Origin of the sequence: Bradyrhizobium sp. USDA 327 (assembly GCF_041262065.1) — a bacterium.
Classification (GTDB): Bacteria; Pseudomonadota; Alphaproteobacteria; order Rhizobiales; family Xanthobacteraceae; genus Bradyrhizobium; species Bradyrhizobium liaoningense.
In genome coordinates this window covers 5,161,464-5,185,780 of sequence record NZ_JBGCCW010000001.1, presented here as the reverse complement: position 1 = coordinate 5,185,780, position 24,317 = coordinate 5,161,464, and the positions used below count along the sequence as shown (strand labels likewise).

Annotated in this window: 20 protein-coding genes; 7 read left to right on the top strand and 13 right to left on the bottom strand. The window is 64.3% G+C overall.

Annotated features, from left to right (window positions below; genetic code table 11):
- Window positions 1-164: 164 nt before the first annotated feature.
- Window positions 165-2,126, top strand: a complete 1,962-nt coding sequence (gene malQ / locus ABIA42_RS24400) for a 4-alpha-glucanotransferase (protein ID WP_370120362.1) — start codon at window positions 165-167, stop codon at window positions 2,124-2,126.
- 30 nt (window positions 2,127-2,156) lie between these two features.
- Window positions 2,157-3,956 (top strand): glycoside hydrolase family 15 protein, encoded by a 1,800-nt coding sequence (locus ABIA42_RS24395; protein ID WP_370143662.1) that lies wholly within the window; start codon window positions 2,157-2,159, stop codon window positions 3,954-3,956.
- Between the two features lie 73 nt (window positions 3,957-4,029).
- Here ABIA42_RS24395 and ABIA42_RS24390 read toward each other — a convergent pair whose 3' ends face one another.
- The 6 genes from ABIA42_RS24390 to ABIA42_RS24365 are packed head-to-tail and all read right to left on the bottom strand — an operon-like array spanning window position 4,030 to window position 11,527.
- Window positions 4,030-4,842 (bottom strand): HAD family hydrolase, encoded by an 813-nt coding sequence (locus ABIA42_RS24390; RefSeq protein WP_370120365.1) that lies wholly within the window; start codon window positions 4,840-4,842, stop codon window positions 4,030-4,032.
- On the bottom strand, window positions 4,839-5,381 hold the full coding sequence (locus ABIA42_RS24385; RefSeq protein WP_370120368.1) for a gluconokinase: 543 nt from the start codon (window positions 5,379-5,381) through the stop codon (window positions 4,839-4,841). The genes ABIA42_RS24390 and ABIA42_RS24385 overlap by 4 nt, the downstream gene beginning before the upstream one ends.
- Window positions 5,368-6,117: a 6-phosphogluconolactonase gene (pgl, locus tag ABIA42_RS24380; protein ID WP_370120371.1), complete on the bottom strand. Its 750-nt coding sequence runs from the start codon at window positions 6,115-6,117 to the stop codon at window positions 5,368-5,370. Before pgl ends, ABIA42_RS24385 begins: the two co-directional genes overlap by 14 nt.
- Window positions 6,117-7,628 (bottom strand): glucose-6-phosphate dehydrogenase, encoded by a 1,512-nt coding sequence (gene zwf, locus ABIA42_RS24375; RefSeq protein ID WP_370143660.1) that lies wholly within the window; start codon window positions 7,626-7,628, stop codon window positions 6,117-6,119. Before zwf ends, pgl begins: the two co-directional genes overlap by 1 nt.
- A 37-nt stretch (window positions 7,629-7,665) precedes the next feature.
- The gene (gene gnd / locus ABIA42_RS24370) at window positions 7,666-8,664 is read right to left on the bottom strand and encodes a phosphogluconate dehydrogenase (NAD(+)-dependent, decarboxylating) (RefSeq protein ID WP_370120374.1); all 999 of its coding nucleotides are present in this window, start codon (window positions 8,662-8,664) and stop codon (window positions 7,666-7,668) included.
- Between the two features lie 13 nt (window positions 8,665-8,677).
- A complete protein-coding gene (locus tag ABIA42_RS24365) occupies window positions 8,678-11,527 on the bottom strand; it encodes a bifunctional transaldolase/phosoglucose isomerase (protein ID WP_370120377.1) in 2,850 nt (949 codons plus the stop codon).
- Window positions 11,528-12,543: 1,016 nt separating this feature from the next.
- Here ABIA42_RS24365 and ABIA42_RS24360 point away from each other — a divergent pair.
- From ABIA42_RS24360 to ABIA42_RS24350, 3 genes are read left to right on the top strand one after another with little or no spacing between them, the layout of a single operon-like run.
- Window positions 12,544-14,487 carry a PrkA family serine protein kinase gene (locus ABIA42_RS24360; protein WP_271531012.1) on the top strand — a complete coding sequence of 648 codons (1,944 nt, stop codon included), beginning with the start codon at window positions 12,544-12,546 and terminating at the stop codon, window positions 14,485-14,487.
- Window positions 14,488-14,517: 30 nt separating this feature from the next.
- On the top strand, window positions 14,518-15,795 hold the full coding sequence (locus ABIA42_RS24355) for a YeaH/YhbH family protein (RefSeq protein ID WP_271531179.1): 1,278 nt from the start codon (window positions 14,518-14,520) through the stop codon (window positions 15,793-15,795).
- On the top strand, window positions 15,792-17,330 hold the full coding sequence (locus ABIA42_RS24350) for a SpoVR family protein (RefSeq protein ID WP_271531011.1): 1,539 nt from the start codon (window positions 15,792-15,794) through the stop codon (window positions 17,328-17,330). The genes ABIA42_RS24355 and ABIA42_RS24350 overlap by 4 nt, the downstream gene beginning before the upstream one ends.
- 516 nt (window positions 17,331-17,846) lie before the next feature.
- Here ABIA42_RS24350 and ABIA42_RS24345 read toward each other — a convergent pair.
- The 6 genes from ABIA42_RS24345 to ABIA42_RS24320 form a co-directional block, all read right to left on the bottom strand.
- The gene (locus ABIA42_RS24345) at window positions 17,847-18,278 is read right to left on the bottom strand and encodes a DUF1801 domain-containing protein (RefSeq protein WP_370120382.1); all 432 of its coding nucleotides are present in this window, start codon (window positions 18,276-18,278) and stop codon (window positions 17,847-17,849) included.
- Between the two features lie 10 nt (window positions 18,279-18,288).
- On the bottom strand, window positions 18,289-18,492 hold the full coding sequence (locus ABIA42_RS24340; protein ID WP_271531009.1) for a hypothetical protein: 204 nt from the start codon (window positions 18,490-18,492) through the stop codon (window positions 18,289-18,291).
- A gap of 42 nt (window positions 18,493-18,534) precedes the next feature.
- A complete protein-coding gene (locus ABIA42_RS24335) occupies window positions 18,535-18,966 on the bottom strand; it encodes an SRPBCC domain-containing protein (RefSeq protein WP_370120386.1) in 432 nt (143 codons plus the stop codon).
- Window positions 18,963-19,286: a helix-turn-helix transcriptional regulator gene (locus tag ABIA42_RS24330; protein WP_028177515.1), complete on the bottom strand. Its 324-nt coding sequence runs from the start codon at window positions 19,284-19,286 to the stop codon at window positions 18,963-18,965. Before ABIA42_RS24330 ends, ABIA42_RS24335 begins: the two co-directional genes overlap by 4 nt.
- A 294-nt stretch (window positions 19,287-19,580) precedes the next feature.
- Window positions 19,581-20,030, bottom strand: coding sequence for a DsrE family protein (locus tag ABIA42_RS24325; protein ID WP_370120390.1), 450 nt, complete (start codon window positions 20,028-20,030; stop codon window positions 19,581-19,583).
- Between the two features lie 40 nt (window positions 20,031-20,070).
- Window positions 20,071-20,694, bottom strand: a complete 624-nt coding sequence (locus ABIA42_RS24320) for a hypothetical protein (protein ID WP_370120393.1) — start codon at window positions 20,692-20,694, stop codon at window positions 20,071-20,073.
- A gap of 324 nt (window positions 20,695-21,018) precedes the next feature.
- On the opposite strand from ABIA42_RS24320, the gene ABIA42_RS24315 reads away from it, so the two are divergent.
- Window positions 21,019-22,548: an SUMF1/EgtB/PvdO family nonheme iron enzyme gene (locus ABIA42_RS24315; RefSeq protein ID WP_370120395.1), complete on the top strand. Its 1,530-nt coding sequence runs from the start codon at window positions 21,019-21,021 to the stop codon at window positions 22,546-22,548.
- A 118-nt stretch (window positions 22,549-22,666) separates the two neighbouring features.
- Entirely contained in the window at window positions 22,667-23,116 is a 450-nt protein-coding gene (locus ABIA42_RS24310; protein ID WP_271531004.1) for a DUF4399 domain-containing protein, read from the top strand.
- On the opposite strand, the gene ABIA42_RS24305 is transcribed toward ABIA42_RS24310, so the two are convergent.
- Window positions 23,117-24,172, bottom strand: coding sequence for a 2-oxoacid:ferredoxin oxidoreductase subunit beta (locus tag ABIA42_RS24305; protein WP_271531003.1), 1,056 nt, complete (start codon window positions 24,170-24,172; stop codon window positions 23,117-23,119).
- Window positions 24,173-24,317 lie beyond the last annotated feature (145 nt).

The following is a 24,317-nucleotide window of genomic DNA, read 5'->3' as shown; positions in this document are numbered from 1 at the left end:
GCCGGGAACCTACGCTTGGTACCATTATAGAAAGCCGCTTGTGTGTCATTGGTTCCCTGGGGAACGGCAAGCGCAGTTTGCGAGTTACCCCTGACTAACCTCTTCCGCGACCTCGTTAAAATCGATGCCATTGGCCAAACAATGGCCTGCAAGCTGCGTGCCGAATGGATCTTTTAGCTCAAGCCCGGATCAAGGGCGTTCAGTCCGAATTCGTTGACGCCCTCGGCAAGCTGCGCGTCACCGCGCCCGAGGCGCTCAAATCCATCCTCGACGCCCTGCCGGAAAGGCGGGTCTACCGCTTCGTCAGCGGGCCGGTCGTGGTCCGCGCATTGGGGCATCCGCGCACGGAATTGGCGGCGATCGGTGCGCCGCCGCTGCAATGGAAAATCCACGGCAACGGCAATGTGATCGCCCAGGGCGAGACACGCGAGCCCGTGATCGCCTGGCCCGCCGGCCTGGCGCTCGGGTATCACAGATTGACACTGACCGATGCCGAAGGCGTGACGGAAGAAGTGCCGATGATCGTGGCGCCCGAGCGCGCCTTCGGCGGCGATTTCGACCGCGGCTGGCTGCTTGCCGTCCAGCTCTACAGCGTCCGTTCGGACCGCAACTGGGGCATCGGCGACTTCACCGACCTCGCAGGTCTGGTCCGGCTTGCCAAGCAGCTCGGGGCCGACGGCGTCGGGCTCAATCCGCTGCATGTCCTGTTCGACGACCACCCGGCCGATTGCAGCCCCTATTCGCCGAACAGCCGGCTTTTCCTCAATCCGCTCTATATCGACGTCGAGGCGATTCCCGAATTCTCGGCAGACCTCGTGCCCGGCGCGGCCGCGACGGCCGCCCGCCTGCGCGAAGGTGACCGCGTCCCCTATGCCGACATGGCGGCGTTGAAATGGCGGGGTCTTCGCGCCGCCTTTGACAGCTTCGTGACAAGCGCGAGCGAGGCGCGCCGCAAGGCGTTTGACGCCTTCCGTGCCGACCGCGCGCCGCTGTTGTCCCGCTTTGCCTGCTTCGAGGTGCTGCGCCATCGCTTCAACGCCCCCTGGTGGGAATGGCCGTCGGAATGGCAGCAGCCGGATGAGGCGAAATGCGCCGAGCTGCGCAAGGGTCCGGACAAGCGCGAGGTCGAGTTCGTCGAATTCGTGCAATGGACCGCCGATAGCCAGCTACACGCCGCCAAGGCGCTCGCCAGCCGGCTCGGCATGCGGGTCGGACTTTATCTCGACGTTGCCGTCGGCGTGCAGTCCAACGGCTTCGATGCCTGGAACGAGCAGACGGCGATTTCCCGCCATCTCGCCGTCGGCGCGCCGCCCGACGTGCTCAATACCATCGGCCAGGACTGGGGTCTCGCCGGCTTCAACGCCGGGGGGCTCGAGGCGCAGTCCTTCGTGCCGTTCGCGGACATGCTCGCGGCGTCGATGCGCCATGCCGGCGCCATCAGGCTCGATCACGTGCTCGGCCTGAAACGGCTTTATCTGGTGCCGCGCGGCTTCAAGCCCGACAACGGCGCCTATGTGCAGATGCCGTTCGAGGCGCTGCTGGCGGCCGTGGCGCGCGAGAGCGCGGCCCATCAATGCATCGTGATCGGCGAGGACCTCGGCACCGTGCCTGAAGGCTTTCGCGAGATGATGCAGGATTTCGGCATCTGGTCCTATCTCGTCATGATGTTCGAGCGCGACGATGCCGGCCATTTCCGCAATGTCGACCACTACAGGCCCAATGCGCTGGTCACGCTGAACACGCATGACCTGTCGACCTATGCCGGCTGGCGCTCCTTCAGCGACCTGAAGATGAAGCGCTCGCTCGGGCTCGATCCCGGCGAGAACGACCAGGCGCGCTGGGATGCGCTCGGCAGGCTCGACGAGATCCTGCGCCAGAACGGCATTCGAGCGAACGACCTCTACTCGGTGCTCGCCTTCCTGTCGCGCACGCCGTCCCGGCTGCTCGCGGTGTCGATGGAAGATCTGCTGGGCGTGATCGACCAGCCCAACATTCCCGGCACGATCGACGAGCACCCGAACTGGCGCCAGCGCCTTCCTGTTGCGCTCGACAAGATCGCGTCCAGGATCGATCTCGCGGCTTTGAAGGCCGCGACGCGGGAACGTTCATTGCCCGGCGGGAGTTGAACGGCCGGGGTTTCCCAGGGTTGCACGACATTGTCTCAGAGGATCGAGGACTATGCGCTGATCGGCGATTGCGAGACCGCGGCGCTGGTCGGACGCAACGGCTCGATCGACTGGCTGTGCTGGCCCGCCTTCGATTCCGACGCCTGCTTTGCCGCCATCCTCGGCACGCACAAGAACGGACGCTGGCTGATCGCGCCGAGCGAGACCGCGCCCCGCATCTCGCGGCGCTATCTCGGCAATACCCTCATTCTCGAAACGCGTTTTGAGACGAAGAGCGGCACCGTCGCGCTGATCGACTTCATGCCGCCGCGCGGCAAGGCGTCGGACATCGTGCGGCTGGTCCGCGGCGTCAGCGGCACCGTGAAAATGCGGATGGAGCTCGTCATCCGCTTCGGCTTCGGCGTGGACATTCCCTGGGTGCGACGGATCGACCATTCCTTGATGGCCATCGCCGGCCAGGACATGACGGTGTTGCGCACGCCGGTCGAGACCCGCGGCGAGGACCTGACCACCGTCTCCGACTTCGAGGTGAAGGAAGGCGAGACCGTGCCTTTCGTGCTGACCTACGGCCCCTCGCATCTTGAGCCGCCCGCGTCGATCGATCCGGAGGTCGCTCTCCAGGAGACCGAGAAATTCTGGCAGGACTGGTGCGGCCGTTGCACCCGTGACGGCGACTATCAGGAGCTCGTCTTGCGCTCGCTGATCACGCTCAAGGCGCTGACCTTCGCGCCGACCGGCGGCATCGTCGCGGCACCCACCACCTCCTTGCCGGAAAAGCTCGGAGGCAGCAGGAACTGGGATTACCGCTTCTGCTGGCTGCGCGACGCCACCTTCACGCTGCTGGCACTGATGAACTCGGGCTACACCGAGGAAGCCTTGGCCTGGCACAATTGGCTGCTGCGCGCGGCCGCCGGTTCGCCGGCGAACATGCAGATCATGTACGGCATCTGGGGCCAGCGGCGGCTCCTGGAATGGGAGGCGGGCTGGCTCGGCGGCTACGAGCGCGCCCAGCCCGTGCGCGTCGGCAACGCCGCGCATGCGCAGCTTCAGCTCGACGTCTACGGTGAGTTGATCGACGCCTTTCACCAGTCGCGGATGGCCAGGCTCCAGCTCGACGACGAGACCTGGGCGTTGGAATGCGCCGTGCTCAATCATCTGGCCGAGGTCTGGGACAGGCCCGACCACGGCATCTGGGAGCGGCGCGGACAGCCCAAACACTACGTCTTCTCCAAGGTGATGACCTGGGTCGCCTTCGACCGCGGCATCAAGAGCGCCGAGATATTCGGCTTCAAGGCGCCGCTCCTGCACTGGCGCACCTTGCGCGATGCGATTCATCGCGACGTCTGCAACAGGGGCTTCGACGCGGAGGAAAACGCCTTCGTCGAATCCTACGGCTCGAAACTGCTCGATGCCAGCGTGCTGCTGCTGCCGGCCGTCGGCTTCCTGCCGGCCTCGGATCCGCGCATCCGCGGCACCATTGCTTCTGTCGAGAAATGCCTGATGCGCGACGGCTTCGTGCTGCGGCACGATCCGCGCGAGCTGCCGGCGCACCAGCCGCCGCTCGAAGGCGCGTTCCTGGCCTGCAGCCTGTGGCTCGCCGATGCCTACGTGCTGTCAGGCGATCTCGACAAGGCGCAAGTCTTGTTCGATCGCGTGGTGGGCATCGCGAACGACGTCGGGCTACTGGCGGAGGAATACGATTCCGTGGCGCGGCGCCAGACCGGAAACTTTCCGCAGGCACTGACCCACATCGCCCTGATCAACACCGCGCATAACCTCTCGGCGGCGAGACAGGAGAGCGAGAAGCCGGCGGTGCAACGGTCGAAGTAAGCTAGCGCTCCGAGGGAGGTGCGCTCCCTCTCCCGCCTGCAAGAGGGAGAGGTTGAACGAGCGTGCCGCAGGCTCAACCCACCCCATTCCACTTCAGGATCATCTCCATCGCCTCCGCAAAACCGTCCTGCTCGTTGCTCGCGGTGACGTGGGTGGCCTGGTCCTTGACGTTGTCGGCGGCGTTGCCCATGGCGATCGAGACGCCGCTGACGCGGAACATCGCAAGGTCGTTCTGCATGTCGCCGATGGTGGCGACCGCGGCGGTCGCGATGCCCAAGCGCCTTGCCATGGCCTCGACGAAGGTGCCCTTGTCGAATCCGGGCGGGGTGATGTCGAGATAGTAGGTCTGCGAGCGCACCGCGGTGGCTTCGCTGCCGAGCGCCTCCTGCATCGCCTTCTCGCAAGCCGCGAGGCCCGCGGCATCGGCACTGGCGCCGACGATCTTGCAGGCGCTCGAAAGGTAGGGGGAGAAATCGGACACGATGGTGGGGTCGGCGCGGATCGTGTGCTGCTCGTGGGCGACGTAGCTGCCGCTGGGATTGTCGATCAGCCATTTGTCGGTGGTGAAGAGCCAGATGTCGGCGCCGAATTCGCGGAGGATCTGCAAGGATCGCTCGGCTGCGCTTGCGGGAATCAGGTGCTGCTCGACCGGCCTCATCTCGGGATCGACGATCGAGGAGCCGTTGAACGGGCCGACCGGCAGCCACAGCGCCAGCGGCTCGATCAGGAAGCGCATGCCGATCGCGGGGCGGCTGGAGGTGATGGTGAAGCCGATGCCGGCCTGGTGCAGCCGCTGCACCGCGCCTCTCGCGCGTTCGGTCAGCGTCTTGTCCTTGGTCAGCAGCGTGCCGTCGACGTCGGAGACCACGAGTGAGATTTGCGTCATGGCAGGACCTTGGGTATCGCGCCGCCCAGCTTCAATTGCCGCACTACGCCGTCCACGATCGCTTCGACGGATTCGTCGATCGAGACGGTGATGACGTGCTCGCTCGCCTCCGGCGGTTCCAGCGTGTTGAATTGGCTCGCCAGCAGCTCGGGCGGCATGAAGTGCCCCTTGCGGTGCGCCAGCCGCTCGGCGATCAGCTCCTTCGTGCCCTTCAGGAAGACGAAGCGCACGTCGTCGCGACCGCGCAGCAGCACGTCGCGATAGGTATGTTTCAGCGCCGAGCAGGCGATGATGACGTGCTCGCCGCGTCCGCACACGAGCGCGATCTCGTCGGCGATGGCATTGAGCCAGGGCCAGCGGTCTTCGTCGGTGAGCGGATGGCCGGCCCGCATCTTCTCGACATTGCTGGCAGGATGGAAGCTGTCGCCGTCCTCGAAACGCCAGCCGAGCCGCTCGCCGAGCGCCTTCGCAACCGTGCTCTTGCCCGAACCCGACACGCCCATCACGATCAATGCACAAGGTGCTTCAGCGCCCGCCACGAATGTCCTCCGGAAGCGCGGCCTGGTCGACCAGCCAGACGGTCTCGCCATTCGAGCGCGCGCGCAAGGCCGGCAGGTTCTCGCCGTTGAGGAGGCGCGTCAAGATCGGTTGCTTGTCGTGCCCGGCAATCTCGAACAGCATCTCGCGGCAGGAGGCCAGAACGGGCAGGGTAAGCGAGACCCGCGGCACGAAGGGCGCGACATTGGCTTTGGCGACGCCGATGACCCAGCGCCGGGTCTCTTCGATCTCGGGATAACCGGGAAATAGCGAGGCGGTGTGGCCGTCCGGCCCGGCGCCCATCAGGACGAGATCGAACAGCGGGCGCTCCGGATCGAGCTGGTCCGCGCCAAAGAAGGCCTGGAGCTCGCGTGCGTAGGCGTCAGCGCTGGCGTCGGGATTCTCTGCCGTGGTCGGGATCGGGTGGATATGGCCGGCGGGCGCATTGCGATCGAGAAAGATCGCGCGTGCGACGGCCATGTTGTTGAGAGGATCGCTCTCGGGCACGAAGCGCTCGTCGCCGACGAACCAGTGCACGCGGTCCCATGGAATCCTGCCGCGCCAGGCTTCGCTGCCGAGCAAATGGTAGAGCTTCTTCGGGCTGGAGCCGCCGGTGAGGCAGATCGCGATCCGTCCGGGATTGGCCGCGAGCCGCGCCATCACCCGTTCGGCCGCGGCGCGGGCAAGTGCTTCGGCATCAGCTTCGACGATCAGCTTCGGCTGGTCGGCCGCCGCCATCACGAGTACTTCCGCCAGCTTCGCCCGTCGCGCCGGAGCAGCTCATCGGCGCAGGCGGGGCCGTCGCTGCCGGCTTCATAGGTTTCGATGCCGTTGGTGCCGGCGCTTGTCCAGGCGTCCAGGAACGGCTGAACCGCCTGCCAGCCGGCCTCGACGCCGTCGGCGCGCTGGAACAGGATATTGTCGCCGATCATGCAGTCGTAGATCAGCGTCTCGTAGCCGGTCGAGGGATCGGCGCGGAAATAGTCGCCGTAGCGGAATTTCATCTCGACGCCGTCGATGGTGACGCTCGGTCCGGGGATCTTGGCGTTGAACTGAAGCTCGATGGTCTCCGTGGGCGCGATGCCGATGGTGAGGAAGTTCTGCGACAGGCGGTCGACCGCCGTGCCTGAGAACATCGACAGCGGTGCCTGCTTGAACTTGATCGCGACTTCCGTGCGCTTGTGCGCCAGCGCCTTGCCGGTGCGCAGATAGAACGGCACGCCGGCCCAGCGCCAATTGTCGATCATCAGCTTCAGCGCGACATAGGTCTCGGTGGTGCTGCCGGGCTTGACGTCCGCGGTCTTGCGGTAGTCCGGAATCTCCTCGTCGCCAATGCGGCCTGCGAGATACTGCGCGCGTACCGAGCTCCTCAGCGCCTCCTCCCGGCTGGGCCGTTGGATCGCGGTGAGCACCTCGGCCTTCTCGGAGCGGACCGAATGGGCATCGAAGCGCGTCGGTGGCTCCATCGCGACGAGGGACATCAGCTGGAACAGATGGTTCGGCACCATGTCGCGCAGTGCACCGGTGGCATCATAGAAGCCGCCGCGATGGCCGACGCCGAGCTTCTCCTCCACGGTGATCTGGATGTGGTCGATGTGGTTGCGATTCCAGATCGGCTCGAACATGCCGTTGGCGAAGCGCAGCACCAGGATGTTCTGCACCGTCTCCTTGCCGAGATAGTGATCGATCCGGTAGATCTGGTGCTCCTCCATGATCTTCAGGAGCTCGGCATTGAGCGCGCGGGCCGAGGCGAGATCGGTGCCGAACGGCTTCTCGATCACCAGCCGCCGCCAGGCGCCGTTCTCCTTCATCAATCCGGTGCGGCCGAGCTCCCGAGCGGTCGGCGCGAATGCGGCCGGCGGGGTCGCGAGGTAGAACAGGCGGTTGCCGCCGGTGCCTTGCGAGCATTCCAGCGAATCCAGGTGCTCGCGCAAGCGGTCGAACGACGGTGGCTCCTTCGGGTCGGCCTCGACGAAGGTGACGCATTGCAGCAGCTGCCTGGCGATGTCCTCGTCGACAGGCCGGGTCGCAAATTCGCGCAGGCCCTTCATCAGGCCGTCGCGCAGCTCGTCATCCGACTGGCTCTTGCGGGCGACGCCGACGACGCAGAATTTTTCCGGCAACAGATTCTCGGCCGCCAGATTGTACAGCGATGGCATCACCAGCCGATGGGTCAGGTCGCCGGTCACGCCAAAGATGACGAAGGCGCAATTTTCCGGCTTGCGCTTTGGCTGCGGGTCTTTTGTCACGAATTGTCGGCCTTCGCTTGTTACGTCTTTCTTGATCCTATTTGGGCTTCGCCGCGCCCGGCTGCTTCGGCTCCCTGTGGCCGCCGAACCCCGCACGCATCGCGGAGAGAATTTTTTCGGCGAAGGTGTGTTCCTTGCGGGAACGGAAACGTGTGTAGAGCGCCGCGGTCAAAACTTCGGCCGGCACCGCCTCATCGATCGCGGCATTCACGGTCCAGCGACCCTCGCCGGAATCCTCGACGAAGCCGGAATATTCCGACAGCTGCGGGCTGTCGGCGAGTGCCGTCGAGGTGAGGTCGAGCAGCCAGGACGGAATCACGCTGCCGCGCCGCCACACTTCGGCGATGTCGGCGAGATCGAAATCGTAGCGGTGATCTGCCGGCAACGCCTCGATATTGGCATTCTTGAGAATGTCGAAACCTTCGGCATAGGCCTGCATCAGGCCGTATTCGATGCCGTTGTGGATCATCTTGACGAAGTGGCCGGCGCCGACCGGGCCGGCATGGATGTAGCCTTGCTCGATGCGGGGATCGCGGTCCTCGCGTCCTTCCGTGCGCGGAATGTCGCCGGCGCCGGGCGCGAGCGCGGCGAAGATCGGATCGAGCCGGTCGACCACCTGTTTCTCGCCGCCGATCATCATGCAATAACCGCGGTCGAGGCCCCAGACGCCGCCGGAGGTGCCGACGTCGACATAGTGGATGCCGCGCTCCTTCAATGCCTTGCCGCGGCGGACGTCGTCCTGCCAGAAGGTGTTGCCGCCGTCGATGATGACATCGCCCGCCTGCATCACGCCCGCGATCGTGTCGATCGTCGTCTCGGTGATGTGTCCGGCAGGCAGCATCACCCAGGCCGTGCGCGGCCGCTCGAGTTTCGAGACGAACTCTTCCAGAGTCGCCGAACCTGTCGCACCGTCGGCGGCAAGGCCGGCGACGGCCTTGGCGTCCTTGTCGTAGACCACGGTCGAATGTCCCTGGCGCATCAGGCGGCGAACGATGTTGCCGCCCATCCGGCCGAGGCCGATCATGCCGAGTTGCATGTGAGAGGTTCCCTTAGTTCAGCGCGTCGTTGAGCGCCGCATTGAGCGCCGCGAGGCCTTTTTTGACTCCGCCCTTCAGGTGCACCCGCAGCGCCCGCCGGCCGCGCTCGGTGAGCACGTCGAAATCGCCGCGTGCCTGCGCCGCCTTGATGACACCAAAGCTGGCCTTCTGCCCCGGCACCGGCAGATCCTTGGCATCGTCCGCCGTGATCTGGAGGAACACGCCGCTGTCGGGGCCACCCTTGTAGGCCTGCCCGGTGGAGTGGAGGAAGCGCGGTCCGAACTCGGCGCAGGTCGCGACGTGCCGCTTCTCGCGCACTTCGAGCCGCATGGCCTGGAGCGCGTCGATCGTCGCCTTGTCGCGCGCGATGTAGCCGAGCAGGGCGACATAGTCGCCGTGGTTCGAGCGCGAGAGATGCGCCTTCAGCCAGGAGGTGAGATCGCCGTTGGCGCCGGCGGCGCGCAGCGCCGTGGCGTTGGCCTCGTCGGTGTAGAGGTCAGCCTCGTCCGTGCTGACCACCGGCTGCTCTTCCGGCAACGCCCCGCTCTTCTCGAACGCGGCGGTGAGCTCGCGGGTCTTGATCTTGGCCGCTTCCACGTCCGGCTGGTCGAACGGGTTGATGCCGAGGATCGCGCCTGCAACCGCCGTCGCCATCTCGAAGCGGAAGAACTCCTGGCCGAGATGCTCGATCGACTTCATGACGATGCGCACCACGGGATGACCGGCCGCTTCGATCGCGGCGAGCTTGGAGTCATGGGCGGCGTCCGCTTCGCCGTCGACACGGATGTCGATGAAGAACCGGTCGTTGCCATAGACGCTGGGATCGCCGAGCGGCTCACCCTCGATCGGGATCAGGCCCTTGCCCTCCTTGCCGGTGGACTCCGCGATGAGCTGCTCGGCCCAGGCGCCGAAATCGGCGATCTTCTTCGACGCCAGGATCGTCACCTTGTCGCGGCCCTCGAGGCCTGCGAGGCCCATGGCGAGGCCAAGCTGCACGCCCGGGTTCTCGGCTGGCGGCACGTCCGGCCCGCAGGAGCGGGCCATCGCAAGCGCATGCTTGATGAAGGTCTTGACGTCGACGCCCGCGGTCGCCGCCGGCACGAGGCCGAAGGGCGATAGCACCGAATAGCGGCCGCCGATCGAGGGCTCGCCATGGAAGATGCGCGCATAGTTCAGCTTCTTCGCCGCCTTCTCCAGCGACGAGCCGGGATCGGTCACCGCGATGAAGCGATGGCCGGTCTTCACCTTCGGCCCGACGGCCTTGGCAACGCGCTCATGGAAATAGTCCTTCATGGCGTTCGGCTCGGTGGTGCCGCCGGACTTGCTGGAGACGATGAACACGGTGTTGGCGATGTCGATCCTCGCCTCCATCGCCCGCACCTGCGCCGGATCGGTGGAATCCAGCACATGCAGCTTCGGGAAGCCGGGCTTCTTGCCAAAGGTCTCGGCCAGCACCTCGGGCCCCAGGCTCGATCCGCCCATGCCGAGCACGACGGCATCGGAGAATTTCTGACCCTTCACGCGGCCCGCATAGTCCTCGTAATCGGCGATGTCGGCCTTGGCCGCGCTGTCGAGCCAGCCCAGCCATTTGTCCTCGTCCGCACCGGTCCAGACCGACTTGTCACGCTGCCACAGCCTGCGGATCTTAGCCGAGGCGCGCCAGGCCTCGGTGCTCTTAGCCACGGCCTTGCCGAGACCGTCGCCGAGCGAGAGAAGCTGGCGATCGAGGGCGGGCCCGAGCACGACCGCGCGCTTGTGCGCGACGGCGCCGTAGAGCTTGTCGGCGGCATCCGCGAACAGCTTGACGCCGTCCTTGACCAGCTCCTCGGTGATCGCCTCGAGCGAGATGCCGGAGCGCTCCAGTTCCTCCAGCACGCGCCTTGCGTCCTCGATATTTTCTTCCAGGCTGTCACGCGGCTTGCCATGGTCGCGGAACGCATCCAGCGTCGCCGGCGGCACGGTGTTGATGGTGTTGGGACCGATCAGCTCCTCGACATAGAGGACGTCGCTGTAGTCCTTGTTCTTGGTCCCGGTGGAGGCCCACAGCATGCGCTGCGGCTTGGCGCCCTTGGCGGCGAGCTTCTCCCAGCGGGGACCCGAGAACAGGCGCTTGTAGTCCTGATAGGCGAGCTTGGCATTGGCGATCGCGACCTTGCCCTTGAGCGCGGTGAGCCGTTCCTTCTCGGACGGATCGTTGGCGCGCGCGATCTTCTCGTCGAGCTGCTTGTCGACCACCGAGTCGATGCGGCTGACGAAGAAGCTTGCCACGCTCGCGACATGCGAGGGGTCACCGCCGCCTGCGACGTATTTTTCGAGGCCGGCGATGTAGGCTTCGGCCACCTCGAGGTACACCGCCTTGGAGAACAGCAGCGTGATGTTGATGCTAATGCCTTCGCCGATCAGCTGCTCGATCGCCGGCAGGCCCTCCGGCGTTGCCGGCACCTTCACCATCAGGTTCTTGCGACCAACGTCCTTCCAGAGCCGCCGCGCCTCGGCGACCGTGCCGGCGGTGTCCATCGCGAGATAGGGCGAGACCTCCAGGCTGACATAGCCGTCGCCGCCCTTGAGGCGGTCATAGACCGGACGGAGCACATCGGCGGCGTTCTGGATGTCCTCGACCGCGACGGCCTCGAACAGGTCGGCCACGGTGCGGTCGCCGCGCTTCAGCGCCTTGCCGATCGGTGCATCGTATTCGTCGGAGCTGCCGATCGCCTTCTCGAAGATCGACGGATTGGAGGTGACGCCCTTGACGCCGTCGGTGTCGATCAGCCGCTTCAGGTCGCCCTTGGCGATGAAGCCACGGGCCAGGAAGTCCAGCCAGACCGCTTGTCCGTGCTTTTCCAGTTCTTTGACGGGATTCATGATGCTTATTTTCTCCAAGCCTGCGGACGAGGGGTTTCCGCGCCGGTCCTGACGCGCTATCCTCTAGCTTACATGCTCCCGGGAGGGAACCAATCAAGGGTATGTGCGTCATACCCTCCGGTGTAACTCCGTCGCGATCATGGCGATCCAGGCGGGTGGTCGTGATGTTATGTGGCCGCGAAGGGCCATGCTGGAAATACGTGTTCGCCCGTCATGAAGACTTGGCGCTGGCCGTTGCCAACACAGCCAGCGATCGGTTCCGTCTGCGGTCAGCGTCGACGGATGGTGTGATCACCAAGTCAGTCGATGCGCGACGCGGCTGCTGGTCGCGGCGGGCTTTGCCATGATCTTGCTCAGTGCAAGCCTTGATCTTGCTCCCTGCCATCGACTGGTGGGACGATCTCGGCGACGACGAGACGGCGATGGCTATGTCGGCATCGCGCCGACATTTCGGTTGAAGAATGCCGCAGCCGCAGGATCGTGCCGACGCCGGCGTTGCGGCGGCAGCTGTACGCCATCCGCGCTTTGGCCGGTTGCGCGCAGGAGGATCGCATCGTCATCCGGTCGGAGGGCCGTCATCCGGCCGGAGGCTTGGCGACCGATTTTGATACACCGCTGCGCGCTTGCCGCGACTGTCACGCTGCCAGCAGCCCGCGCACTGCATTGCAGCAGGAAGATGAACGCGGTCCCCCAAGGCTTCGCCGTACAAGTGTCATAAGATCGCCGCGCCCGGATCGCTATGCTGCATTGCCGGATGGGCGCATCCCCGGGAATGCCCGGATGTTGCGACCAAGTGACATTTTCTGGAAATGAGCCAATATAGACAAAGATTCGCACAAATTACGGGCATGTGCCTGTTCGTAACTCATAGAGTGCCTACGTTGTGCGTTGCGTCGAGTTGGCACCCGGGTGTCCAATGATCGTCATGTGCTCACGCTGATTCGAAACGGCCTGAGGAACGGTCCGGTAACTGCTTTCGTTTCAGCTTGTAGCGGAACTCACGCCGGAGAGGGATCATGTACAACGATTCTTTATTCAACGCTTTCGCTCGGTCGTTCGAGGCGAGAAGCCAGCACGACATGTCGATGGCGGAATATCTGGAATCGTGTCGAAGCGATCCCATGAAATACGCGAACGCGGCCGAACGACTGCTAGCGGCGATCGGTGAGCCCCAGACGATTGACACGGCCAAGGACCCACGCCTTGGCCGTATTTTTTTGAACCGCACGATCCGCACCTATCCAGCCTTCGCCGGCTTCTACGGCATGGAGGAAACGATCGAGCGCATCGTCGGTTTCTTCCGGCATGCGGCGCAGGGACTGGAGGAGCGCAAGCAGATCCTTTATCTGCTCGGCCCGGTCGGTGGCGGCAAGTCCTCGCTCGCCGAGCGGCTGAAGTCGCTGATGGAAGTGCATCCGATCTACGTGCTCAAGGCCGGCGACGAACTCTCGCCCGTGTTCGAAAGTCCGCTCAGCCTGTTCGATCCCGATCAGCTCGGCCCGATGCTGGAAGAGAAGTACGGCATTCCGCGCCGTCGTCTCACCGGCCTGATGAGCCCGTGGTGCTACAAGCGGCTCGAGGCCTTCGGCGGCGACATTTCCCAGTTCCGGGTCGCAAAAATCCAGCCGTCGCGGCTGCGCCAGATCGCGATCGCCAAGACCGAGCCCGGTGACGAGAACAACCAGGACATCTCCTCGCTGGTCGGCAAGGTCGACATCCGCAAGCTCGAGACCTACGCCCAGAACGATCCCGACGCCTACAGCTATTCCGGCGGCCTCAACCGCGCCAACCAGGGCGTGCTCGAGTTCGTCGAGATGTTCAAGGCGCCGATCAAGATGCTGCACCCGCTGCTGACCGCAACGCAGGAAGGCAACTACATCGGCACCGAGAACATCGGCGCGATCCCGTACACGGGCGTGATCCTCGCGCACTCCAACGAAGCGGAGTGGGCGAGCTTCAAGGCCAACAAGAACAACGAAGCCTTCATCGACCGCATCTGCGTGATCAAGGTGCCCTACTGCCTCAGGGTCACCGAGGAGCAGAAGATCTACGAAAAGCTGATCCAGGGCTCCGAGCTCGCGGCGGCTCCTTGTGCGCCTTCGACGCTGGAGACGCTGGCGCGGTTCTCGGTGATGTCGCGCTTGCGCAAGCACGAGAATTCCACCCTGTTCGCCAAGATGCGGGTCTACGACGGCGAGAGCCTGAAGGAATCCGACCCGAAGGCGCGCAGCGTCCAGGAATATCGCGACGCCGCCGGCGTCGACGAGGGCATGGACGGCGTCTCGACCCGCTTCGCCTTCAAGATTCTGGCTGCGACCTTCAACCACGATCCGCAGGAGGTCGCCGCCGACGCCGTGCATCTGATGTACGCGCTGGAGCAGGCGATCCGCCGCGAGCAGCTGCCGGAGGAGACCGAGAAGCGCTATCTGGAATTCATCAAGGCGGAGCTGGCGCCGCGCTATGCCGAGTTCATCGGTAACGAGATCCAGAAGGCCTATCTCGAATCCTACTCGGATTACGGCCAGAACCTGTTCGATCGCTACGTCGACTATGCCGACGCCTGGATCGAGGACCAGGACTTCAAGGATCCCGACACCGGCCAGCTGCTCGATCGCGAGCTTTTGAACCAGGAGCTGACGAAAATCGAGAAGCCGGCGGGGATCGCCAACCCCAAGGACTTCCGCAACGAGGTCGTCAAATTCTCGTTACGGTCGCGGGCCCAGAACGGCGGCAAGAATCCGACCTGGACCTCCTACGAGAAGATTCGCGATGTGATCGAAAAGCGGATATTCTCCCAGGTCGAGGACCTGCTTCCGGTCATCTCCTTCGGGTCGAAGAAGGACGGCGAGACGGAGAAGAAGCACGGCGAGTTCGTGGCACGCATGGTGGAGCGCGGCTACACCGAGCGTCAGGTTCGCCGGCTCGTCGAATGGTACATGCGCGTGAAGCAGGCCGGTTGAGGCGCCTGGGAGGCGAATGGAAAAGTGCCCATCCACATTATTGACAGGCGCCTGAATCCAGGCGGCAAGAGTCTTGAGAACCGTCAGCGGTTCTTGCGTCGGGCCAAGTCCCTGGTGCAGGGCGCCGTCAAGAAGACCTCGCAGGAACGCGACATCAAGGACGTCCTGGAGGGTGGTGAGGTCACGATTCCGCTCGACGGCATGCACGAGCCGCGCTTCCGCCGTGAAGGCGGAACGCGGGACATGGTCTTGCCCGGCAACAAGAAGTTCGTCGAGGGCGACTATCTGCAACGCTCCGGCCAGGGCAGCGCCAAGGACTCCGGTCCCGGCGAAGGCGACAGCGAGGACGCCTTCCGCTTCGTGCTCAGCCGGGACGAGTTCGTCGATCTCTTCCTCGACGACCTCGAGCTTCCGGATCTGGCCAAGCGCAAGATCGCGCAGACCGAGAGCGAGGGCATCCAGCGCGCCGGCTACACCATGTCGGGCTCGCCCGCCAACATCTCGGTGAGCCGGACGGTGAAGCTCGCGCTTGCGCGCCGCATCGCGCTCAAGCGTCCCCGCAAGGACGAGATCGAGGAGCTGGAAGCCGCGGTCGAAGCATGCACGGACGAGGACGAGCGCGCGGAGCTGGTCGCTCAGCTGGAAAGGCTGAAGGCGAAGTCCAAGCGCATTCCCTTCATCGATCCGCTCGACATCCGCTACCGGCGCTTCGAGACGGTGCCGAAGCCCGTCGCGCAGGCCGTGATGTTCTGCCTGATGGACGTCTCCGGCTCGATGTCGGAGCACATGAAGGATCTGGCAAAGCGCTTCTACATGCTGCTCTACGTGTTCCTGAAGCGCCGCTACAAGCATGTCGAGATCGTCTTCATCCGCCACACCGACCGCGCCGAGGAGGTGGACGAGCAGACCTTCTTCTACGGCCCGGCCTCGGGCGGCACGCTGGTCTCCAGCGCGCTCCAGGCGATGCATGAGATCGTGCGCGAGCGCTTCAACCCGTCGGACTGGAACATCTACGCCGCGCAAGCCTCCGACGGCGACAATTCCTATTCGGACGGCGAGCTCACGGGGCTCCTGCTGACCGAGAAGATCCTGCCGGTCTGCCAGTTCTTTGCCTATCTCGAGGTCGGGGAAGCAGGCGGCAGCGCCTTCGATCTCTCCGACTCCTCGCTTTGGACCCTCTACGAGCGCCTGCGCAACAACGGCGCACCGCTCTCGATGCGCAAGGTCTCGGAGCGCAGCGAGATCTTTCCGGTGTTCCACGACTTGTTCCAGCGCCGCGAAACTGCCCAGGAGAAGACCGCTCCATGACGGAACGATTGTTCGAAGGCGCCGATTGGGATTTCCACACCTTGCAGCGCATCACCGATGCCTGCGAGGAGGTGGCGTTGAAGGATCTCGGGCTCGACGTCTATCCGAACCAGATCGAGGTCATCACGGCCGAGCAGATGCTGGACGCCTATTCCTCGGTCGGCATGCCCTTGTTCTACAAGCACTGGTCGTTCGGCAAGCACTTTGCTTTCCATGAGGCGTCCTATCGCAAGGGCCTGATGGGGCTCGCCTATGAGATCGTGATCAATTCCTCGCCCTGCATCTCCTATCTGATGGAGGAGAACACGGCGACGATGCAGACGCTGGTGATCGCGCACGCGGCCTTCGGCCACAACCATTTCTTCAAGAACAATTATCTGTTCAAGCAGTGGACCGATGCCGACGGCATCCTGGATTATCTCGACTTCGCCAAGAACTACGTCATGCAGTGCGAGGACCGCTACGGCCGCATCGAGGTCGAGCGCACGCTCGATGCCGCGCATGCGCTGATGTCGCACGGCATCGACCGCTATCCCGGCAAGAAGAAGCTCGATCTGCGCGCCGAGGAGAAGCGGGCAGGGCGCCGCCGCCAGCACGAGGAGGAGGTCTTCAACGATCTCTGGCGCACGGTGCCCAAGGGCGTCGCCAAGAGCCGGTCCACGCTCAGCATCGAGCGCCGCCGCAAGCTGCTCGGCCTGCCGCAGGAGAACCTGCTCTATTTCCTGGAGAAGAGCGCGCCGCGGCTGGCGCCCTGGCAGCGCGAGCTCCTGCGCATCGTCCGCCACATCGCGCAGTATTTCTATCCGCAGAGCCAGACCAAGGTGATGAACGAGGGGACGGCGACCTACGTCCACTATCGCATCATGACCCAGCTGCATCAGCAGGGGCGCATCAGCGACGGCAACTTCCTCGAATTCCTGGGATCGCACACCAACGTGGTGTTCCAGCCCGAATTCGACGACCCGCGCTTCTCGGGTTTCAACCCCTACGCGCTCGGCTTCGCCGTGATGCAGGACATCGAGCGCATCGTCACCAGGCCGGAGGACGAGGACCGCGAATGGTTCCCCGACATCGCCGGCAAGAACGACGTCATGGGCGTGCTGCGCGACGTCTGGGCCAATTACCGCGACGAGAGCTTCATCGGCCAGTTCCTGAGTCCCAAGTTGATGCGGCACTTCCGCATGTTCCATCTGCACGACGATCCCGAGGAGCGCGCCGGCATCCGCGTCGATGCCATCCATGACGAGCGCGGTTTCCGCCGCGTCCGCCGCGAGCTGGCGCGGCAGCACGATGTCGGCTATATCGACGCCAACATCGAGGTGGTCGACGTCGATCTTGCCGGCGACCGCCGGCTGATCCTGCATCACCACGTCATCAAGGGCTCGCAGCTCAACGAGACCGATGCCAAGCGCGTGCTCCAGCACCTCGCCGATCTCTGGACCTACGACGTCGCGCTGATCGAGGTCGATGCCAACGACAAGGTCCTGCGCGAATATGTCGTGAGCCCGCGCCCGATCCCGGCCGCGGTGGCGTAAGGCCACGGCTTGCTTGGGACTCAGCTAGTGCTCCGATGAAGGTGCGCTCCCTCCCCCGCTTGCGGGCAGGGCTATCGCATGTGCACATTTTGCAGAGGTCGTCATGCCCGGGCTTGTCCCGGGCATCCACGTTCTTGTGCTGCGTGGAAACGCGTGGATGGCCGGGACAAGCCCGGCCATGACGCTGTAGAAACAGTCGGTGCCCCACAACTCACACCTCACATGCGATAGCCCTGCGCTTGCGGGGGAGGGCTGGGGAGAGGGTGTCTCCGCGGTGGGAGTCCCCCAGAGGAGAGAACCCTCACCCGGCGCACGGGACGATGCTGCGCATCGCCCGGGCACGCCGACCTCTCCCGCAAGCGAGAGAGGTGGAGCCTGCGGGGCGGCTCAAGAGATTAGGTGGACCCATCGCGCCCAAAGCATGATCCGGAAAAGTGCGCAGCGGGTTTTCCGAAAAGATCATGCTTGAACGACAACCTAAAGCGCGATGACGATTCATCCTAATCGCATCGCGCTTTAGGCCGAGCGCTTGGCCGTCTTCTTCTTGGACGTATTCAGCTTCACCGCGGCGCGGATCAGCGCCTTCAACGCCTTCTCGTTGATGGTCTCGCCTTCGCGAATATCGATCGCGCGGCGCACATTTCCGTCGAGGCTGGAGTTGAACAGGCCTGACGGATCCTCCAGCGCCGCGCCCTTGGCAAAGGTCAGCTTCACCACTTCCTTGTAGGTTTCGCCGGTGCAGATGATGCCGTCGTGCTCCCACACGGGAACGCCGCGCCATTTCCACTCTTCGACCACATCAGGGTCGGCCTCCCTGATCAGGCCGCGGATGCGCCCCAGCATCTCGCCGCGCCAGTCGCCGAGCTCCTTGATCCGGCCGTCGATCATCTTGGAAGGCGGAGCCGCATTCGCGTCCTTCGCGCCAATCTTCTTCGTCGTCTTCATCATCCCGCCTCGCTCACGCGGTGCCGCGGCGGACATAGGGCAGCGCGAACAGATACAGCCCGGTCGCAAGCAGCGGGATGAGCGGCACGAGCGCGAGGAAGCCGATCCACACGGCCTGGACCTGCATGATCATCGCCACGATGTTGGCGATGACCGCGAGGGTGAAGGCCATCGACAGCCAGCGATGAATCTGCCGAATCCACATATGCGTGCTCATTGGGTCCTCCCTCGAAACTAATTGAAGCTGGCGCCGGCGGAGCTAGCCTGCCCGCGCCAGCACGTCGTCCAGCCTGGCCAGAAACTGCTTCCAGCCGGCATGCGCGCCGCCGAAAGCCTGCTTCTGCGTCGGGCTGAAGCCCGCCTGCTCGACGCGCAAATGCGTGCCGGCGTTCGTCGGCGTCAGCGTGAAGGTCACAACGCTCTTGAGGTCGAACGCGGCGTCCTCATGCGAGAAATTCCAGGTGTAGGCGAGCATCTTCTGCGGGTCGATGGTGAGCACCTCGCAATCCAGCACGCCGCCCCATTCGCCGCGCAGGTTGAAGCGATGACCGACGGTCGGCTTGAAGTCGTTCTTCATCAGCCATTCCTCGATCAGATGCGGCTGCGTCAGCGCGCGCCAGATCCGTTCAGCCGGATAGGCAAACTCGCGCTCGATGACGACTGAACGCTTTTCGGTCGCGGTTTCGGTCATTGGTCCATCCTCTTCAGGAGATCGTCGAGCGCGTCGAGCCGGTTCTGCCAGAAGCCGGCCATCTGGCCGGTCCAGTCGATCAGCGGATTGAGCGCGCCGGGCCGCGCGCTGTAATGGGTCTGGCGTCCCTCGTGGCGGTCGCGCACCAGGCCAGCCTGCTTCAAGGCGCCGAGATGTTTCGACACGGCCGGCTGGGACACGCCGGATCGCGCCGTCAGTGCCCCGACGGTCTGCTCGCCCTCGCGGCACAGCCGCTCGAAGATCGCCCGCCGGGTCGGATCGGCGAGCGTCCTGAACAGGAGGTCGTGGGTGGCGGACATGCGGGATCCATAACCGGGAAGTTATAGATTAATTCATAACTGTGGAGTTATGGGTAAGTCAAGTGAGATTGGCCGCGCTGGTAGCTTTGAAGCGAAAGGCATCCGCGCGGGCTCCTCTTACCTCTCCCGCTTGCGGGAGAGGTCGGCGCGCCCGGGCGATGCGCAGCATCGTCCCGTGCGCCGGGTGAGGGCTCTTTCCTCTCGGGGATTGTCCCATCGCCGAGACACCCTCTCCCCAACCCTCCCCCGCAGGCGGGGGAGGGAGCGCACCTCTCTCGTGGCAAGTGCAGTGCCTTACGGCCGCAAATACAGATACCCCTGCGACTGCAGCTCTGCGAGGCGGACCACGCCGCCGTTCTCCGCGCTGACGAAGCCAGGCAGCAGCTCCTTCAGCGTCACGTTCTGCGCCTTCATGGTGTTGCCGCAGGCGGCGAGCTCGACGCCGTCCTTGGAGAACGCGCCGACGCGTTTGCTGACATCGGGATTGGCCTGCGCCGAGTGAAACGCTTTCAGCGCCGGCCCGTGGATCACCAGCGCGAGGGTCACGTGCTCGGGACCACCGACGCCATCGATGTGGTTCTGGATGTTGCCGAGCACGAAATTGACCTTCTCGGCATCGTTGAGATGATAGACGACCTTCAGCTTGTTGCCCGTGCCGGCTTCCGTCGCAGCTTTCGCGCTGGAGGCGCCCAGCGCCGCGCCCAGGGCCGAGACGGCGCTCCACAAGATGTTCCGTCGGTTCATGGCGATCTCCTTCGGCTGGACTGAGCTCGCGCGACAGATATCACTTGTGCCGCAATGCGGCGAGTTCCTTGCGGTCAGTCACGAGCGAGGTGCATTCGCTGTTGTCGGTGCGGTCGAGACGGAAGATCTTGTCGTCGGCGCCGGCGACCAGCGATTGCTCGGCGTCGTCGTCCGGCTTGTTGTTCTGCCAGACCCTGATCCGCTCGAGGCGGATGATGGCGGACTTGTTGTCCTTGGACAGCGCCACTTCGATCCCGCCGCCTTCGCAGTCCACGCCGCAGCCCAGGCGGACCTCGTCTCCCTGGCTGAGAAGCACCGCGTGGCTGCCACACGAGCCGCTGGAGTCGAAATCGCCGGAGCGATGGCGATAGCGAAAGCCCAGGCGGAAGGAATTGTGCAGCTGCTTGTCCTCCTTGTCGATTTCCGCCGAGATCAGCAGCTTCATGGAAGCCACCTTCTGCTTGGGATGCCGGGCCAGATGCTCGGCATCGTAACGACGCACGAAGCAGGCATAGGACTTGGTGCCGGGCATCTCCGCATAGAGCCGCGCATTGAAGGCGTCGGCTTCGGCCTTTGTGGTCTCCCGGACGTTGTCGGCCTCATCCGCGTGGGCGACGCCGGTCAGGGCAGCGAAAGCCAGGGCAGCAACGAGGGAGAGCTTCATGACGGCCTCGGGCGGGTGACGACTTTACCGCAGCACAACAGAACTGCTGTCCGTTAGACGCCCGGCAGATGCACTGCGTTCAACGTTCGCACGTCGCGCGTGTGAGCAGCGTGCAGGGGGCACGGGCCAGTAGCCCTTCGTCGGGGCCTTAGTCATTGCTGCGATCAAGAAGGTTCAACGGATGTAGCGCCCTGGTTCTTTGGAACCCGACGCCGGCGATCGCTGGGACATTGTCTCGGTTCGTCAATGTGATAGCCTTCACAGACGGCTGCCTTTGGCCGTCGTAAGCTGGGACTGCCTCGCAAGTTTCTGGAGTCCCCCCGCATGGGCGAAATTCGCAACTTCAGATCCGGAAATCAGGATGAGCCGCCGCCACACAGCGGAGTGCCTCGTCGACTCGCCGCGATCATCGTCGGTGACATCGCCTCCTACAGTCGGTTGATGCAGGCCGACGAGGAAGGCACGCATGTTCGCGTCAAGCGGATCGAGCGAGACCTCATCCAGCCCAGCATCATCGAGCACCATGGAAGCCTGGTGAAGACGACCGGCGACGGCTTCATCGCCATCTTCGACAGTCCCGTGGAGGCCGTTCGATGCAGCATCGTCATCCAGCAGAATCTCATCGGCCGCAACGCCTCGCTTCCCAAGCATTCCCGGCTCGAATATCGGATCGGCGTCAATCTCGGCGATGTCATCGTGGAGCCGGACGACATCTATGGTGACGGTGTCAACATCGCCACGCGCATCGAGGGCATCGCGGAGCCGGGGCAGGTCTACATCTCCGGCGCGATCTATGAACAGATCAAGCACAAGGTCGTGTGCGGCTATGAGTCGCTCGGAGACCGCAAGGTCAAGAACATCACCGATCCCGTGCGCGTCTATCGCGTGCTGCCGGATGCAGATGCCGTTGGCAAGACAAGAAGCCGGCGCGAGAACACGCTGATCTTTCTCCTTGGCATCACGCTGCTCGTCATTGCCGCCGGCGCACTCTGGTATTTGCTGGCACAGCCTCAGGGCAAGGTGGGCGAGCAGGTCGCAACGCCCGCCGCTTCTCCGGCGCCATCCCCGGTCCCGCAAGCTCCGCCGCGCGAAGCGGCGACGCAGGCGCCGCAACCATCTCCCTCCTTGGCTTCGGCGCCTTCATCGCCCGCACCGGCGCCGAGCGCGTCCGCGACGCCGCTACGCGAGCCCGAAATGATCGCCATTCGCGGCGGCAGTTTCGCGATGGGAAGCAATGATGATCCGACCGAGCGTCCCGTCCACCAGGTCACGGTCAAGCCGTTCTCGATCGGAAAATATCCGGTGACCGTGCGGGAGTGGAACGAATGCGCGGCTGCGGGCGCGTGTGGTTTCACCGCGACCGGCAAGGACGATGCGCCGGTCAGCAACGTGAGCTGGACTGACGCGCAGCAATATGCCGCCTTTCTGTCGCAGGCGACGAAGAAGCAGTATCGGCTCCCAAGCGAGGCCGAATGGGAATACGCGGCCCGCGGCGGAACGCAGACCAAGTATTGGTGGGGCGACAAGCTCCAGCCGGGCATGGCCGGATGCAAGGACTGCGGCGACCTCGCCGCCGAGCAGCCGGCGAAGGTCGGCAGCTTCAAGCCCAATCCATTCGGACTCCACGACATGGGCGGCGGCATCGATCAGTGGGTCGAGGACTGCTGGCACAAGAACTATCAGGGTGCGCCGGTCGACGGTTCGGCATGGACGAGCGGCGACTGCTCATCGCACGTCCTGCGCTCGGGCTCCTGGAAGAACGATTCGAGATACGTGCGGCCGTCCAATCGCGATGGCTACGATACCAATGTCCGTTATCCCACGCATGGATTCCGGATCGCGCTCAGTCCCTGACGCATGATCCGGAAAGGCGTGCAGCGGTTTTCCGAAAGGATCATGCTCAAACAATAACCCAAACCACGATGACGATTCTTCCTGATCGCATCGCGCTTTTCGAGCTGGAGTAGGTTTGATGAAGATCATTTGCTGCGCCGCGCTGGCGGCGGCGCTCGCATTGTTGCCGGGCGCGGCCTACTCTCAGGGCAAGACCGCTCCCAAAGACGCAAAGCTCTATTTCATCACCCCGCAGGACGGGCAGAAGATCCGTGGTGGGTTCTGGGTCCGGTTCGGCCTGCGCAACATGGGCGTGACGCATGCCGGCGATGACTACCAGAACGCCGGTCATCATCATCTGCTGGTCGACGTCAAGGATCCCATCGATCCCAAGGAGCCGATCCCGCAGGACAAGTCCCACCTGCATTTCGGAGCAGGGCAGACCGAGACTTTTCTCGAGCTTCCGCCCGGCACGCACACGCTGCAGCTGGTGCTCGGCGATGCGAAGCACTATCCGTTCGAACCGCCCGTCGTGTCCGACAAGATCACCGTGCGAGTCAGGCAGCCCGGTCCGGTCCGGCGCCGATGATCACCGCAGGCTGGCGTTGAACTTGTCCAGCGCCGCCGAGCCCGGGCACAGCGTGTCCGCCTCCAGGCTGTTGAGCGGCGTCTCGACCGTGTTGAGATGCTCGTGCAGGTCTTCGGCGTCGGGATCGACATAGAGTAGGCCGGTGACGATCTGGCCCTTGGCGGCGTGCTTCTGCAGGAAGGTCATCGCCCCCAGACGGTCGTGTGGATCGTAGTCGGCATCGATCTTGCGCAGCGCAATCTTGCTGCCGTCGTGCTGCTCGACCACCTGCACCGTGCCCGGCGCGTAATCGACGGCGATCGGATCGCGGCCGACCAGCACGTCGAGCCGGTTCACCGCGTCGTTGTGCTCGCGGACATAATCGAAACTCTTGGTCGAGCCGGCGTGATTGTTGAAGGCGATGCAGGGGCTGATGACGTCGATGAAGGACGCGCCCTTGTGGCGGATCGCGGCCGCGATCAGCGGCACCAGCTGGGTCTTGTCGCCGGAGAACGAGCGCGCGACGAAGGTGGCGCCGAGTTGCAGGGCGATCGCGACGAGGTCGATCGCATTGTCGGTGTTGATCACACCCTTCTTGCTCTTCGAGCCGCGGTCGGCGGTCGCCGAGAACTGGCCCTTGGTCAGGCCGTATACGCCGTTGTTCTCGACAATATAGGTCATGTTGACGCCGCGTCGGATCGAATGCGCGAACTGGCCGAAGCCGATCGAGGCGGAATCGCCGTCGCCGGAGACGCCGAGATAGATCAGGTCGCGGTTGGCGAGGTTGGCGCCGGTCAGCACGCTGGGCATGCGGCCGTGCACGGAATTGAAGCCGTGCGAATTTCCGAGGAAATAGTCCGGCGTCTTCGACGAGCAGCCGATGCCGGAGATCTTTGCCACCCGGTGCGGCTCGATCGAGAGCTCGTAGCAGGCCTCGATGATCGAGGCCGTGATCGAATCGTGGCCGCAGCCGGCGCACAGCGTCGAGATCTTGCCCTCGTAGTCGCGATGCGTGTAGCCGAGCTCGTTCTTCTTCAGCCCGGGGTGATGGAATTTCGGCTTGGCAATGTAGGTCATGCGAGCACCTGAAGCTTCCGCGGCGTCATGGCCGGGCTTGTCCCGGCCATCCACGTCTTGGCCAGGAAGAAGAAACGCGTGGATGCCCGGGCATAGGCGAGCGGAAGCGACGCCGTCCTTCGGACGGCTTTGCCCAGGCATGACG

Excerpts from the sequence above, each read along its gene's own strand:
- ABIA42_RS24330 (WP_028177515.1), bottom strand. The coding sequence starts at position 19,286 with ATGTCCGCCACCCACGACCTCCTGTTCAGGACGCTCGCCGATCCGACC.
- ABIA42_RS24390 (WP_370120365.1), bottom strand. The coding sequence starts at position 4,842 with ATGACGCAAATCTCACTCGTGGTCTCCGACGTCGACGGCACGCTGCTG.
- ABIA42_RS24320 (WP_370120393.1), bottom strand. The coding sequence starts at position 20,694 with ATGAAGCTCTCCCTCGTTGCTGCCCTGGCTTTCGCTGCCCTGACCGGC.
- malQ (WP_370120362.1), top strand. The coding sequence starts at position 165 with ATGGATCTTTTAGCTCAAGCCCGGATCAAGGGCGTTCAGTCCGAATTC.
- ABIA42_RS24365 (WP_370120377.1), bottom strand. The coding sequence starts at position 11,527 with ATGAATCCCGTCAAAGAACTGGAAAAGCACGGACAAGCGGTCTGGCTG.
- ABIA42_RS24340 (WP_271531009.1), bottom strand. The coding sequence starts at position 18,492 with ATGAGCACGCATATGTGGATTCGGCAGATTCATCGCTGGCTGTCGATG.
- ABIA42_RS24345 (WP_370120382.1), bottom strand. The coding sequence starts at position 18,278 with ATGATGAAGACGACGAAGAAGATTGGCGCGAAGGACGCGAATGCGGCT.
- ABIA42_RS24315 (WP_370120395.1), top strand. The coding sequence starts at position 21,019 with ATGGGCGAAATTCGCAACTTCAGATCCGGAAATCAGGATGAGCCGCCG.
- ABIA42_RS24360 (WP_271531012.1), top strand. The coding sequence starts at position 12,544 with ATGTACAACGATTCTTTATTCAACGCTTTCGCTCGGTCGTTCGAGGCG.
- pgl (WP_370120371.1), bottom strand. The coding sequence starts at position 6,117 with ATGGCGGCGGCCGACCAGCCGAAGCTGATCGTCGAAGCTGATGCCGAA.
- ABIA42_RS24310 (WP_271531004.1), top strand. The coding sequence starts at position 22,667 with ATGAAGATCATTTGCTGCGCCGCGCTGGCGGCGGCGCTCGCATTGTTG.
- ABIA42_RS24325 (WP_370120390.1), bottom strand. The coding sequence starts at position 20,030 with ATGAACCGACGGAACATCTTGTGGAGCGCCGTCTCGGCCCTGGGCGCG.
- ABIA42_RS24305 (WP_271531003.1), bottom strand. The coding sequence starts at position 24,172 with ATGACCTACATTGCCAAGCCGAAATTCCATCACCCCGGGCTGAAGAAG.
- ABIA42_RS24335 (WP_370120386.1), bottom strand. The coding sequence starts at position 18,966 with ATGACCGAAACCGCGACCGAAAAGCGTTCAGTCGTCATCGAGCGCGAG.
- gnd (WP_370120374.1), bottom strand. The coding sequence starts at position 8,664 with ATGCAACTCGGCATGATCGGCCTCGGCCGGATGGGCGGCAACATCGTT.
- ABIA42_RS24350 (WP_271531011.1), top strand. The coding sequence starts at position 15,792 with ATGACGGAACGATTGTTCGAAGGCGCCGATTGGGATTTCCACACCTTG.